Origin of the sequence: Pseudomonas sp. S4_EA_1b (assembly GCF_016307435.1) — a bacterium.
GTDB lineage: Bacteria > Pseudomonadota > Gammaproteobacteria > Pseudomonadales > Pseudomonadaceae > Aquipseudomonas > Aquipseudomonas rhodesiae.
This window is the reverse complement of sequence record NZ_JAEILC010000035.1, coordinates 207543-220936: the sequence shown is the minus strand read 5'-3', so window position 1 is coordinate 220936 and position 13394 is coordinate 207543. Positions and strand designations below refer to the sequence as shown.

The 13394-nt window shown below is 62.6% G+C and carries 8 protein-coding genes; all 8 read right to left on the bottom strand.

Annotated elements, in window-relative coordinates:
- Positions 1 to 356: hypothetical protein (locus YA0848_RS12570; RefSeq protein ID WP_198731301.1), on the bottom strand; the 356-nt coding region annotated here is incomplete at its 3' end.
- Between the two features lie 5 nt (positions 357 to 361).
- Complete coding sequence (locus YA0848_RS12565) at positions 362 to 4771, bottom strand: RHS repeat-associated core domain-containing protein (RefSeq protein WP_169902307.1); 4410 nt, start codon at positions 4769 to 4771, stop codon at positions 362 to 364.
- A 12-nt stretch (positions 4772 to 4783) separates the two neighbouring features.
- The gene (locus YA0848_RS12560) at positions 4784 to 5218 is read right to left on the bottom strand and encodes a DcrB-related protein (RefSeq protein WP_034101512.1); all 435 of its coding nucleotides are present in this window, start codon (positions 5216 to 5218) and stop codon (positions 4784 to 4786) included.
- Positions 5215 to 7173, bottom strand: a complete 1959-nt coding sequence (locus tag YA0848_RS12555) for a type VI secretion system Vgr family protein (protein WP_169902308.1) — start codon at positions 7171 to 7173, stop codon at positions 5215 to 5217. Before YA0848_RS12555 ends, YA0848_RS12560 begins: the two co-directional genes overlap by 4 nt.
- Before the next feature lie 149 nt (positions 7174 to 7322).
- Positions 7323 to 9986: a type VI secretion system ATPase TssH gene (gene tssH / locus YA0848_RS12550; protein WP_034101510.1), complete on the bottom strand. Its 2664-nt coding sequence runs from the start codon at positions 9984 to 9986 to the stop codon at positions 7323 to 7325.
- Positions 9979 to 11022, bottom strand: a complete 1044-nt coding sequence (gene tssG, locus YA0848_RS12545; protein WP_034101509.1) for a type VI secretion system baseplate subunit TssG — start codon at positions 11020 to 11022, stop codon at positions 9979 to 9981. Before tssG ends, tssH begins: the two co-directional genes overlap by 8 nt.
- A complete protein-coding gene (tssF, locus tag YA0848_RS12540) occupies positions 10986 to 12845 on the bottom strand; it encodes a type VI secretion system baseplate subunit TssF (protein ID WP_034101508.1) in 1860 nt (619 codons plus the stop codon). Before tssF ends, tssG begins: the two co-directional genes overlap by 37 nt.
- Complete coding sequence (tssE, locus tag YA0848_RS12535) at positions 12842 to 13357, bottom strand: type VI secretion system baseplate subunit TssE (protein ID WP_034101768.1); 516 nt, start codon at positions 13355 to 13357, stop codon at positions 12842 to 12844. Before tssE ends, tssF begins: the two co-directional genes overlap by 4 nt.
- Between the last annotated feature and the right edge of the window lie 37 nt (positions 13358 to 13394).

Here is a 13394-nt window from a genome sequence, read left to right as displayed (position 1 = left end):
GCATTTATATCCTGAGCTGACGGAGTTTTGATGATTCCGCCCAACTCGTCGCCGAACTGTTTTGTTTCTTCCGACAAAGAGCTCTTCGATAAAAATGATGTGTTGAACAGCCGGCTTTGATAGGGAGGAGACTGGTTTTTACAGAAGCTAAATGCCTCACACGTATAGATCTCCATTCCGGCATAGTAGCCATCGGCTTTTGTCAAATGCTGGAGATAGATTTCTCCAAATTTTTCTTTTTCTGCCAGTAGGCTAATTTTATTTTTGCTTGCCTTTAGGTTGAAGTGGGGAGAGGTTATTTGCTTCAGCGCTGCCAGTAATTCCACTTCCATATTTTTACGAACTTCAAGGCTCATGTTATTCACTTGTAGATTAGAAGATTGAAGGTTGCGTTGTGCTGTGCGCCTTTTCCACCCAGCGGAACGCCCGGTTTGCCTTTGGTATCAACCTTGAACGATCCCTTCGTTCCAGCGGAGGGCTTGATCGTGCCACCTCCCAAGTGTTGTGTGGTGTTGGCCGGCTTGGTCATGTCGAAGACCTTGGAGTCTGTTTGGTTAGGAGTTAGCTTTCCAGTGCCATGTTTAACTTCAAATACATGTAACTTACCGTTACGGTCCTTGGCGACGAAGTCAGCCCGAATACGTTTTCCGTTTACCTTCATGGTGACTTCTTCAGCTACGACCTTGAACCCGTTCCGTTTCAAGTCATGAATCGCCTTGGTCCGACCTTTATTACCGCTGACTGCACTTTTGCAAGCCCATCCCCACGGATCAATCCAAGTAAAGGGATTCGGCGCATATTGATAGAGGTTCAACCCTCCCGCCAACCCAATCGGATCCGGCGTAGTAAACCGCCCCACATCCGGATCATAAAACCTGAACGTGTTGTAGTGCAGCCCCGTCTCCCGATCCAGATACTGCCCCTGAAACCGCAGGTTCTGCTCTTCAATGTAATAAGGCTCGCGCACCTCTTCCAGCGTGTTGCCCCACACCCGATATGTCGCCTGCCAAACCGTGTGCCCATCCGCTTCGGTGAGTTGTTCCGGCAAGCCGTTCAGGTCGTTGTGGTAGTAGCGGATTTTTTGCAGAGGCCCGCTGCCGTCAATGCGGGCAATAGGCTCGTAGCCTTCGTCTTGGTAGATGTAAAGACTGGTCTGACTGTGTCTATGCTCCTGCAACAACCGCAGGCCATCCCACATAAACCGGGTTTCCCCCAGCGGATACCCGTCACCGCCGTGCTCGGTTTTCGCGATGCGTCGGCCCAGCGGGTCGTAGGTCATCCGGACCACGCTGCCGTTTTCATTGCGTACTTCGATCAGACGGCTTTCGGCGTCGTAGGCAAAGCGTTGCAGGCCGCGCGCGGTGCTGCGTTTTTCGATTGTGCGGCCGAAGGCGTCATAGCGATAACGCTTGTCTTGGTAGGTCAGCAGCTTGTTGTGCACCACCCGCCCGGCGCCGGGTTGCGGGCCGTCGAGCAGGTTGGCGGCGGCGTCGTAGGCGAAGGTTTCGCGTTGGCCGTGCAGGTTGTCCTGGCTGGCGATGATGCGGCCGGTGGCGTCGTAGTGCAGCAGTTGGCGGTGTTGTGTGGCGGGCTGTTGGTCGAGTTTGCCGATCAGGTTGTCGGCGGGGTCGTATTCGAATTGTTTCTGCGCGGCTGCCGGCAGCAGCGACGGCTGGCCCGCCAGACGACGTTGACGTGCGCGCAGGCGGCCGCTGCGGTCGTATTCGCTGCGGGTGCTGAGCTGGCCCTGGGTGCGCAGCACTTCGCGGTGCAGGCGGTCGCGTTCGAAGTCGCTGATCACCTGGCCATCGAGGTTGATCTGATGCAGGTGGCCGCTGCCGTAGTACAGGCGGTTGAGCCAGCGGCCGTCGGGCAGTTGGGTCTGGATCAGGTTGCCGAGTTCGTCGTAGTGGTGGTGCAGGCTGCCCGCTGAGCTCTGTTCGGTGAGTAACTGGCCAAGGGCGTCGTAGGCGAAGCTCAGGGCCTGGGTGTTGCCGTGCAGGTCGGTGAACGTCACCGCCGTAAGCTGATCCACGGCGTCGTAGCTGTAGTCCGTGCGGCCATCGTCGGTGGTCTTGGCGATCAGGCGGCCAACGGCGTCGCGCTCCAATCGATGGACGATGGGCGCGGGCGCTGTCTCGGGGACGACCGCCAAGCCACTGCCATACGGGGCCGGTACAGCGCTCACCGCAATCACATTGTCCAGCGGATCGTAGCGGTAGCGCTTGGCGCTGCCATCCAGGTCCTGCTGCTCGGTCAACCGATCGCCGGCGTCCCAGGCAAACCGATAACGCTCGCCGTTTTCGTTGATCAGCGCTTGCAGGCGTCCATAGCTGTCATAGCCGAACTGCACCTGCCGACCATGGGCGTCGATGCGCTGGCGCACCTGGCCGCGACGGTTGTGCTGGTACAGGGTGGTATGCCCGGCCGGGTCGGTGTAACCCACCAGTTGGCCGCTGGTGTTGCGTTGGTATTGCTCGGTGCGCCCGTCCGGCAATTGGCTGCTGAGCAGGCGCCCCTGGGCGTCATAGCTGAACAGGGTGCGCTCGCCAAGGGCGTCGGTGATGACCTGCAAATTGCCGCGTTCGTCGTAGCTGAAGCGGGTGGGGTAGCCGGAGCAATCCACGTGCTCGACCAACTGCCCGAACGGGTTCCAGCGCAGCTTCTTGCTTTTGCCAGTGGCGTCGATGATTTCTACGGGCTGGCCGTGATCGTCATAGCGATAGCGAGTGACATAGCCCAGCGGGTCGGTTTCGGCGATGCAGTTGCCGCGCTGATCGTAGCGATACGCCCAGCTATTGTCGGCGGCGTCGGTCTCCACCAGCGGCAGTGCCCAATGCTCAAGCCACAAGGTCGAGTCGCTGCGGCCCAGCGGGTCAGTCTCGCCGATCAGGTTGCCGGCGTCGTCGTAGCTGTACGCATAGCGCCCGCCCAGCGGATCGGTGGCGCTGAGCAATTGGCGTTCGTCGTTCCACTCGAACAGCCAGGTTTGCCCGAGGTTGTCGCTGTACCGAACGATCTGGTGCTGGGTGTTCCAGTGGCGGGTACTGACGCGTTGCAAGCCGTCGGTAATCCGCGTGATACCGGCCTGCAAGTCATAGTCGAACTGGTAGGCGTCGCCTTCGTCGGTCCAGTGCCGGACCACGCGCCATTCCGCGTTTTCAACCAAGGCCCACTCATAGAAACAGCGCAACCCGGTCGGTAGCTGGTGCTCCACCATGCGCCGGCCAGCATCGTAGCTGAAGCGGCGCTGCACTTGGCCAGTTGCATCGCGGACCTCAGCCAGGTTGCCGATAGCGTCATAGCCATAGCTGACCAGCACTTCGCGGCGCTGGTCGGGGTACAGCCGTTCGAGTCGTACCACGTGACCTTGATCACGGATCAACTCCACTTGCACCAGATCGAAGGTATCGCGCAGTCGGACCAGGCGCCCGGCGTCGTCATAATCGACATGGATGCGGTTGTCGTTGCGGTCGCCGAGTTGGCTGAGGCGCAGCAATGCCGGGTTGGCGGAGGGTTCGAACAAGCGATACAGGCCGTCATCGCTTTCAATCAGCAGCTCACCGTTGAGGTGTCGGCGCACGGCCAGCCCTTCACCGGCGCTGAACACCGCGCCGCCCAGGGGGATGCTGCCCATGTCGATAGGCCGGCCCTGTTCATCGGTGTAGATCAGCGTTTCACCGCCGTCGGGATGAGGCTGGATGGCGACGCAGACTTCATACGGCACGCTCCAGCCTGGGCCGAACAGGCTGCCCGTGCGTTCGTCACGGCTGTTGTAGAACCGCTGCCAATCAATCGGCAGGATGCCGGGCAGGACGAAATCCAGCTCTTCGTCACCGCCCAGCACCTTGGCGCCGGTGGCCGCGTGCACCGGGTTCGACGAGCCCATCGCCGCGTTGGCCATCGCCCCCATCGCACTGCTGACGGCCATCGAGGCCGCGCCGCCGATCAACATGCAGGGCAACTTGCTGAAGAACTTGCCCTTGCCGCCCTTGAGCATCAGCAACGCCGTCACCGCCAGCCCGACGCCCGGTGTCTTGCCGCTGCGAATCTCACGCACCACCACCGAACCGCCGCCGATGGTCACGTTGGAGGAGATCAGCCCCGACGAGACCACCGTTGCATCGCAGGTGCTGCGGTCACCGCTGCGCACCGCCGGTTGGCCATTGATGGTGACTTTTTCCGAGCCTTCGGCCAGAAACTGCGGCGGCATCGGCGGATGTTTTGTGCACGCCACCTGATCCAGCGGCTTGGGTTCGGCACCGGGGGCGGGCGTGGCCACCGTGGGGCGCCACATCTGTGAGAAGAAGCTCTCGGCCATGTCCAGGAAGCTGGCTTCTGGCTCGGGCTCGGGCGCGGGCTCTTCCAGCTCAGTGCCGGCGGGTGCGACGTGAGAGGTGATCGCCCCGGCGGCGCGAGCGGCCGGAATGTTATTGGTCAGGGTGTTGGTGGAACCGGTGAGGATGTTCGCCTGCACCGTGGGCGGAAACAGGGCGTTGCTGAAGCTTTCGCATAAATTCGATAAGCCTTTGTCCGCGCCGGTCTTGCTCATGGCCAGGCCGACAACCGTGCCCACCACGGCGCCCAACAGGAAGCAACCGAGCCCGCCAGTGGCCACTGTAATCCCGGTGGCGGCAACCACCGCCGCCGTCGCCACCGCCGTGATCGCGATGTTGGCCGCCACTTCCAGCACACCGCCGAGGATATCGGCCATCATCGAAGTGTGGGAGAGCGCATCGCCCATGCGGGCCGCCCAAAGCGCGTCAGACATGCAGGCAGCTCATCAGGAAATGGCGTCGAACGACAGCGAGTTCTTGATCAGCGCCCAATGCGCCGCTTCGGCCTCCCCAAGCTTCTCGGCCTTCACATAACTCAAGGCGAGCATCTTGCGCGTGCCCGGTATCACCAGCGCCAGCTGGTATTGGAACACCTTGTCGTTGCCCTTGTTGAACTGGCTGCGCAGCTCGATGCCTTCCACTTCCTGCGCGGCGCCCAAGCGCACGTCAACGCCCGGTTGATAGCGCAGATCCTGCACCTGTTTTTCCAGGCGCTGGAGCTGGTCGTTGAAGTTGCTGTGCAGGGTTTCGCCGTCGGCCAGTTGGCTGCGGCTGACGATCAGGGATGTGCCCAGCTCCGGGAACTTGAGGATGTTGATCGTCGCATCCTGCAGCTCGCTCGCCGGCAGTTGGAACTGGAATTCGTTGATTCGGTACGTCATGGCAAACGGGTCTCGTCAGGAGCTTTCGGCGCGGGGAACGCGGCTTTGATATTGGCGTCGATGCTGGTTTTCTGGCCCTGTCCATCGGGCGTGGCGCCAGGGCCGCCGCCGTTATTGAGGTGCAGCACGCCTTTGGTATTGATCTCGGCATCGCCGCTGGCATAGAAGCTGATGTTTACGCCGGTGAGGTTGATCTGCCCGCTGGCATTCAACTCCAGGATGCTTTCGCCGCAGACCAGGCGCAGGTTTTCGCCAACTTCGATCACGTAACTCTGGCTGATGCTGTCGGTCTTGCGCTGGCCCACCGAAAGGATGTCTTCCTGCTTGACGATGCGCAGGCGGTTGTTGCCGATGGTTACCGTCTCGTTATGGCCAATGCTCTTGTTGCGGTCGTGCCCGACGGAGTGGCTCTCATCCACCTCCACCACGATGTCCTGGTTGCGCTCGGCATGGATATACAGCTGCTCCAGGCCCTTCTTGTCCTCCATGCGGATTTCATTGAAGTTGGCCGGCGTGCCGCCCTTGCTGGAGCGGCTTTTCATGCCGCTCTGGGTTGCGTTCTCGGGCAGGTCGTAGGGCACGGTCTGCTCGGCGTTGTACACCCGCCCGGTGATGATCGGTCGGTCCGGGTCGCCTTCCAGAAAGCTCACAATCACCTCCTGGCCGATCCGCGGAATCTGCATCGAGCCCCAGTTCTTGCCGGCCCAGGACTGCGACACACGAATCCAGCACGAGCTGTTTTCGTTGGATTGGTCGTGACGGTCCCAATAGAAATGCACCTTTACGCGGCCGTACTGGTCGGTCCAGATTTCCTCGCCTTTGGGGCCGACCACCAGTGCGGTTTGCGGGCCTTTGACGATGGGCCGGTGAGTGGTGGCCAACGGGCGGAAGCTTTGCTGTGCGTCGATGCAGGTCAGGCTGCTTTCGAACTGCGCCGAGGCCGAACCGCCGCCGCTTTCGAGGTTTTCCTGGACGATGTAGTAGCGGATGCCAACGATCAGGTATTCGCGATTCTGGTCCTGGCGGCTGAAGCCGGTGAGGCTGAACAGATGGCCCGATCCCAGGCCGCGTGCATTGCCGGCAAACTCGATCTGTTCGTGCAGGGTTTGCAGCGCTTCGATGCGGGTGCGCGCGTAGTGCTCGCCGTCTTCGCTTTGCACATAGGTGCCGGGGTAGTCGTAGAGCGGGTAGTCGCCGGCGGTATGTGGGCGCGGCATGGCCGAGCGCACGTCGATGCTGGCGCTGGGGCGCTGGAAGTCGTAGTCGTTGAGTTCCAGGGAGCCCGGCTGCACCTCCTGCGCCAAATGCCAGTTGTGCATATGGTCGCGTTCGCGCTGTTGCTCATCCTTGGGGTAGTACGGCACCGACGCGTAGCCCGGCACGGTGGTGTGGGCGCCATAGGCATCGGCCAGTACCAGCACATGGCGGTCCTGCTCATGGCGGAAGAAGTAGTAGATGCCTTCCTGTTCCATCAAGCGGCTGACGAAATCGAAGCTGGTTTCGCGGTACTGCACGCAGTATTCCCACTCGCGATACGGCCGGCTCAGGGCGTCTTCGAAGTCGGAAAAGCCCAGGTCGCGGAACACCTGCTTGATGATCTGCGGGATGCTCAGGTTCTGGAAAATCCGGCAGTCCGAGGTCCGAGTCAGCAGCCAGAACCACGGGCGCAGCGTCACTTGGTAACTGGCGAACTGGCCTTGATCAATGTTCTGGCTGCACCGCGCGACGATGCCGTGGAAGTGCCGCTCGCCGCCGTCCGCCAATTGCAGGCCGACGCTCATGGGTTTGCCGAGCAACTGGTTGAGGTCGATGTTGGCGTCCAGGGACGTCAGTTGCAGCTCGTAATTGAACAGGCGCCCCAACTCTTCACCACCGCCCATTTCATTGAGCAGCAGCACATCCGGCCCGAGGGGGCTGGTGATTTTGGCCAGGCGTGAGGCTTGGTTGAATAGCATCGAAGTACCCTAATAACTGAAGGAACCCAGTCCAAATGTGGGAGGGGGCTTGCCCCCGATAGCAGTGTGTCAGTTGATGCATGCAGTGACTGATTCACCGCTATCGGGGGCAAGCCCCCTCCCACATTTAAACCTTATTTCAACAGTCGTTATTCGGCGTCGTTGAAGTCGTAGTGCAGCTCATTATCCCGACTGCTGATCCGCACACCCGCCAGCGCCTTGCCCTCAAGCATGCGCGTGAGGAATTCACGGCTCATGTCCGGCAGCAGGCTGTTGGTAAGGATGGTGTCGATCATGCGTCCGCCGCTTTCGGTTTCGGTGCAACGCGAGACGATCAGGTCGACCACCGCGTCGTCGTAGTCGAAGGCGACCTTGTGGGTGTTCTCCACACGTTTTTTGATGCGGTTGAGCTGCAAGCGGGTGATCGCCTTGAGCATCTCGTCGCTCAGCGGGTAGTAAGGGATCGTCACCAGGCGGCCGAGCAGGGCCGGTGGGAAGATCTCCAGCAGCGGCTGGCGCAGGGCCTTGGCAATCTCCTCGGGCTCGGGGATGTTCGCCGGGTCTTTGCAGACCTGGGAAATCAGCTCGGTGCCGGCGTTGGTGGTCAGCAGAATCAAGGTGTTCTTGAAGTCGATCACCCGGCCTTCGCCGTCTTCCATTACGCCTTTGTCGAACACTTGGAAGAAAATCTCGTGCACGTCCGGGTGGGCTTTTTCCACCTCGTCCAGCAGCACCACGCTGTAGGGCTTGCGCCGTACCGCTTCGGTCAGCACACCGCCCTCGCCGTAGCCGATGTAGCCTGGTGGCGCGCCCTTGAGGGTCGACACGGTGTGGGCTTCCTGGAACTCGCTCATGTTGATGGTGATGACGTTCTGCTCACCGCCGTACATGGCTTCGGCCAGGGCCAGGGCGGTTTCGGTCTTGCCCACGCCGGAGGTGCCGGCCAGCATGAATACACCGATCGGCTTGCTCGGGTTGTCGAGGCCGGCGCGAGAGGTCTGGATGCGCTTGGCGATCATCTGCAAGGCATGGTCCTGGCCGATGATGCGTTTTTTCAAGTGCTGATCCAGGTTCAGCACGGTTTCCAATTCGTTGCGCGCCATGCGGCCCACCGGGATGCCGGTCCAGTCGGCGACCACCGAGGCCACGGCCTGATAATCCACGGTCGGCAGGATCAGCGGGGTTTCGCCTTGCAGCGCGGTGAGGCGTTGTTGCAGGTCGACCAATTGAGTGCGCAATTCGTCGTTGCCACTGTCCACCACCCCGGCCTTTTCGCGCAGGGTGGCACGGGTTGCAAGCAACTCGTCCACCAGGGCTTTCTCTTCGGCCCAACGGCTTTCGAGGGTGGCCAGGCGCTCGCGTTCGGCGGCCAACAGGGCTTCGCTGTTGCTCTGGCGCGCTCCGGTGTCGATGCCAATGGCATGCTCGCGGGCAATGATCTGCAGCTCGGTTTCCAGGGCCTCGATGCGACGGCGGCTGTCGTCCACTTCGGCCGGCACCGCGTGCAGGCTGATGGCGACACGGGCGCAGGCGGTATCCAGCAGGCTCACGGATTTGTCCGGCAACTGGCGCGCCGGAATGTAGCGGTGCGACAGCTTCACTGAGGCTTCCAGGGCTTCGTCGAGGATCTGCACCTGGTGGTGCTGTTCCATGGTCGAGGCCACGCCGCGCATCATCAACAGGGCTTTGTCTTCGGAGGGCTCGGCCACTTGCACCACTTGGAAGCGGCGGGTCAGGGCCGGGTCTTTCTCGATGTGCTTCTTGTACTCGGCCCAGGTGGTGGCGGCCACGGTGCGCAGGGTGCCGCGGGCCAGCGCAGGCTTGAGCAGGTTGGCCGCATCGCCGGTGCCGGCGGCGCCACCAGCGCCCACCAGCGTATGGGCTTCGTCGATAAACAGGATGATCGGCTTGGGCGAAGCCTGCACGTCTTCAATCACCTGGCGCAGGCGCTGTTCGAACTCGCCTTTCATGCTGGCGCCGGCTTGCAGCAAGCCCACATCCAGGCTGCGCAGTTCTACATCCTTGAGCGACGGCGGCACATCGCCGGCGACGATGCGCAGGGCAAACCCTTCGACCACGGCGGTTTTACCCACCCCGGCTTCACCGGTGAGGATCGGGTTGTTCTGGCGCCGACGCATAAGGATGTCGACCAACTGGCGGATCTCTTCGTCACGCCCCACGATCGGGTCGAGCTTGCCGCTGCGCGCCTGTTCGGTCAGGTCCACAGTGAAGCGCTTGAGGGCTTCCTGCTTGCCCATCGCGCTGGGCGCCATGGCGCCGCTGGCTTCGCCGGGAACGGCGCCGGCGTTGAAGCCGTCGCTGGCGGTCAAGGCGTTTTCCGGCGAGTCGCCGACGTATTCGTCAAAACGCTCGCTCAGGGCCTCGGCCTTGATCTTGTCGAACTCGCCGGACAAGCCTAACAACGCATGGCGCAGGCTCGGAGTCTTGAGAATGCCCAGCACCAGGTAACCGGTGCGCACTTGGCTTTCGCCGAACATCAGGCTGCCGTAGACCCAGCCACGTTCCACTGCTTCTTCTACGTGGGACGACAGGTCGGTGATGGAAGTCGAGCCGCGCGGCAGACGGTCCAAGGCTTCGGTCAGGTCGCGGGCCAGGCGCGCCGGCTCGACGTTGAACTGGCGGATGATGCGGTGCAGGTCCGAGTCCTGCAGTTGCAGCAACTGGTGGAACCAGTGGGCCAGTTCCACGTAAGGATTGCCCCGCAACTTGCAGAACACGGTGGCGGCTTCGATGGCTTTGTAGGCCACGCTGTTGAGTTTGCCGAACAGTGCGGCGCGACTGATTTCACCCATGCTCTGGATTCCTTGAGGTGGTGGCTTGATCGGCGTAATGCCGGGCCAGGATTAGGTCGTTGGCGTCGTGCGCAGGTTGGCCGAGCCACGTGTTGAAGCCCAGGCGAAACTGGCCGTTAAGCCGCAGCGCCGGTACTTCGGGTTGTTGCAGGACCAGGTTCAAGTCCCAGTCCAATTCGTGGCCCAGATACTCGGCTACCCACGCCACCAGTTCGTTGAACGGCTGGTGGCCGGGCAGCATGCCCATGTAGTCATCGAGCGTGAGCGGGCCCAGGCGGATACGGAATTTATGCTGGCGGTCCCACACATGGCTGCCCAGGCACAGGTCCACGCCCAGCCGGTTGGCGTTGACGCCCACGCGGCTGCGTTCGGGCAGTTCGAGCCATTGGCCGACGTATTCCTCGATCTCTACCGGCAGGCCGAAGTACTCGCTGAGGATGGCTTTGAGACCGTCCGGATAGCGGGTCTGTGCCGACAGGTGGCCGCTGTAATGCAGCTTGGCCGTGTCGGGAATCAGCCCCTGGTTGAGCAGGCTCGGCATGCCGCGACCGCTCAACGCGGCGAGGCGCGCGGACCAGTAGTCATCGTCGGGGCGGTCGTGGCTGACCGTCGGCCGCGCCTCGGCCCAGGCTCGGTAGAACAGGCTGAGCAGACGATGGTGGAACACGTCCAGAAACTGTTTGCTGGTGCTGTCGGCGTTGTTGCGTTGACGCTCGCGCACGTATTCGGTGATGTGCAACGGCAGCGGGCCGTTGGGGCCGCCCAGGCCGAAGAAGAATTGCTCCAGCCGCGCCGGCCGGCCGTCACCGCCAGGCTCCAGCGACGCCAGGGTGGCCGGGGCGAACGTGCAGTCGGCCTGTTGCCCGAGGCGCAACGGGTCGTCCGCCAGGCGCAGGGAATGGCCCAGGCGCGGCAGCTGCGGCGACTCGCATTCGATGCGCCGCAGGGCCTGGAAGAAATCGTATTCCCAGGGCTCCTGGTGCATCGCTTCCAGGGTACTCACAGGGTCGGACGACGTCCGGGCTTGGCTTTCCATCGCATGATCTCGCCGCGTTCGGTGGTACGGATCACCGTCTCGGTAAAGCTGTTGATCGACACGTAGCGTGCCAGGAAGCGTTCCAACACCGCACCGAGCAGGAACACGCCGGTGCCGCGAAACGCGTTTTCATCGAATTCCAGGGTGATTTCCAGGCCCCGGCCAAACACGATCGGGCCGGGCATCGGCAGGCGCCGGGTCACGGCTTTACTGCTGACTTCGCGCAATCCCTCGATCTGCAATTGCAGCGCGGCGTCGTTGCTGTCGCCATACAGCCGCAGCAGCTCGCGCAAAGCGCCGGCGCCCTGGCCCTGTTCGCTAAGGGACAGGTAATTGAGCGACAGCTGGCTGATCAGGCGCCAAGCCTTGGCGTCATGGGCATGGCTGGCGCGCGGGCGGCTCGGGCCGGCTACGCAGCGCACGGCCAGCACCGGGGCGCTGTCGGCCAGGGTGAAGTCGGTCTTGCCATTGCCCACGCTCATGAACAGCGGCAGATCGCGGTTGGTGCACAGGGCGGTTACGCCGAGTTGGCGCAGGTCGTGACGGTACGGCGCTTGCTGGCTGTCCACCAGGCTCACAAAGGTTTCGCTGCCCACGTAGGTGGAACGTGGGCCGTTGCGGCGTTGGTCGCTGGACAGCACACGAGGCTCGCGGCGCACCGTGTAGTAGGCCTTGTCCCGCCCGTAGCGCGACGGGTCGCGCACCGCGTAGAACGGCAGAAACGGCTGCTCCGGTCCGGTGCCATGGCCGGTCAGGCCGGTGAGGGAATGCACCTCGAAATCCATCGGCCGGGTGCGGTCGGCGATCACATGGTGTTCATTGACGCGGTCGGACAGGTGAATACGGTCCAGGCGTTTGGGGAACAGGTTGATCGCCGGGGTGCAGAACGGCAGGAACTGCGCCGCGCCGACACTGCCTTCCAGGCTCGGCTCGTGACGGTCGAACAGCACGATCAATTCCAGCTCCTGGCCGTCGCAGCGCTTGACCGCCCGGCTCAGCTCGGCGAACTCCACGAACAGGAACCGCTGGGGCAGGGCGAAGTACTCTTGCAACAACCGATAACCCTGGAACGCCCGCGCCACTACCGGCATGGCCGCGTCCGCGTCGTCGAACCCGCGTGAACGCAGTGCGTCTTGCGGTAGGCGCTCGACCCAATCGCCACCGGGCTTGCGCGCGAACACCGCGCAGGCGTTGCCCAGCAGTTGCTCGTAAAGGCGGAACGGTTGCTCGTCGGCGCCGCTGAGGTACAGCGGCAGGCTGTCCAGATCGAGGCTGTTGAATGGCAGCTCGGCGCCGGTGCGCAGGGTCAGGCGCAGGCCAGCCTTGGCCTTCGGCTCGCTGGCGGCCAGGCGCCCGAGTACGGTGGCCGGGTTGCCGAAGTACTCGGCATTGCTCACCTGCAGCGGCCACAGCGTCACCGGGTGCGCGGTGCGGTACTCGCAGCAGGTTTGGGTCTCGCGGCCGAGGGCGGCGCGCAGGACGGTGTCGCGCGGCAACGGGAAACCGCCGACCAGCGAACCTTCGTCGGGGTCGGTCTGCAATTGCACCACGGTCATCGACGGGGTCGGCGCCAGGTAATGCGGGTAGGCGATTTCCAGCAAATTGTGGGTGAAGGTCGGGTACTCGGCGTCGAGCTTGAGCTGCACGCGGGCGGTCAGGTAGGCAAAGCCTTCGAGCAGGCGTTCGACGTACGGGTCGGCGCAGTCCATACCGGACAGGGTCAGCCGACTGGCGATCTTCGGGTATTCCTTGGCGAACTCGGCGGCGCTTTCGCGCACGTGGTGCAGTTCCTGGTTGTACAGCTCCAGCAGGCGCGGGTTCATAAGCGCCTCCGTTGGTCAGCGTTGACCACGCGCACATGGCCGGATTCCAGGTCCAGGTCGGTTTGCAGCAGCAGGCGCAACGGCACCGGCTGTGCCCACAAGTCGCCTTCGATCTCGAAGCTCAAGGCGTTGTGGTTCATCTCGCCGTGGCCGACCCGGGCTTTGACGCGCAGGGTGTGGCGCAGGATGCGCGGCTCGAAGGTGGCGATGGCCTGATAGATCAGGGCCTCCAGCGCTTTGATGTCCACGCTGGACACGCTGTTGCCCGCCAGCGCCGGCAGGCCGTAATTGATCACCGACGTACCGGCCGGGGTGTGCAGCGTCGCATCGGCATCGAGCAACGACGTGGTATTGAGCAGCCACGCCAGGTCACGCAGCACCGAGGCTTTCAATTGGGTCAGGGACAGCACGCGTTTGTCGGCGCTTTCCTTGGGATTGGTTGGGTCTTCGTCGGTCAACCGGTCCAACAGGGACGGTTGCAGACGGTCGCGGGAAGCGATTTCAGTTACCACCAAAGCAGCTCCACGGACGGATTGCGAGAGGAACAAG

Bases quoted from the DNA above. Each gene is read 5' to 3' on its own strand.
- tssG (WP_034101509.1), bottom strand. From the start codon at position 11,022: ATGGAAAGCCAAGCCCGGACGTCGTCCGACCCTGTGAGTACCCTGGAA.
- tssH (WP_034101510.1), bottom strand. From the start codon at position 9,986: ATGGGTGAAATCAGTCGCGCCGCACTGTTCGGCAAACTCAACAGCGTG.
- YA0848_RS12560 (WP_034101512.1), bottom strand. From the start codon at position 5,218: ATGACGTACCGAATCAACGAATTCCAGTTCCAACTGCCGGCGAGCGAG.
- YA0848_RS12565 (WP_169902307.1), bottom strand. From the start codon at position 4,771: ATGTCTGACGCGCTTTGGGCGGCCCGCATGGGCGATGCGCTCTCCCAC.
- YA0848_RS12555 (WP_169902308.1), bottom strand. From the start codon at position 7,173: ATGCTATTCAACCAAGCCTCACGCCTGGCCAAAATCACCAGCCCCCTC.
- tssF (WP_034101508.1), bottom strand. From the start codon at position 12,845: ATGAACCCGCGCCTGCTGGAGCTGTACAACCAGGAACTGCACCACGTG.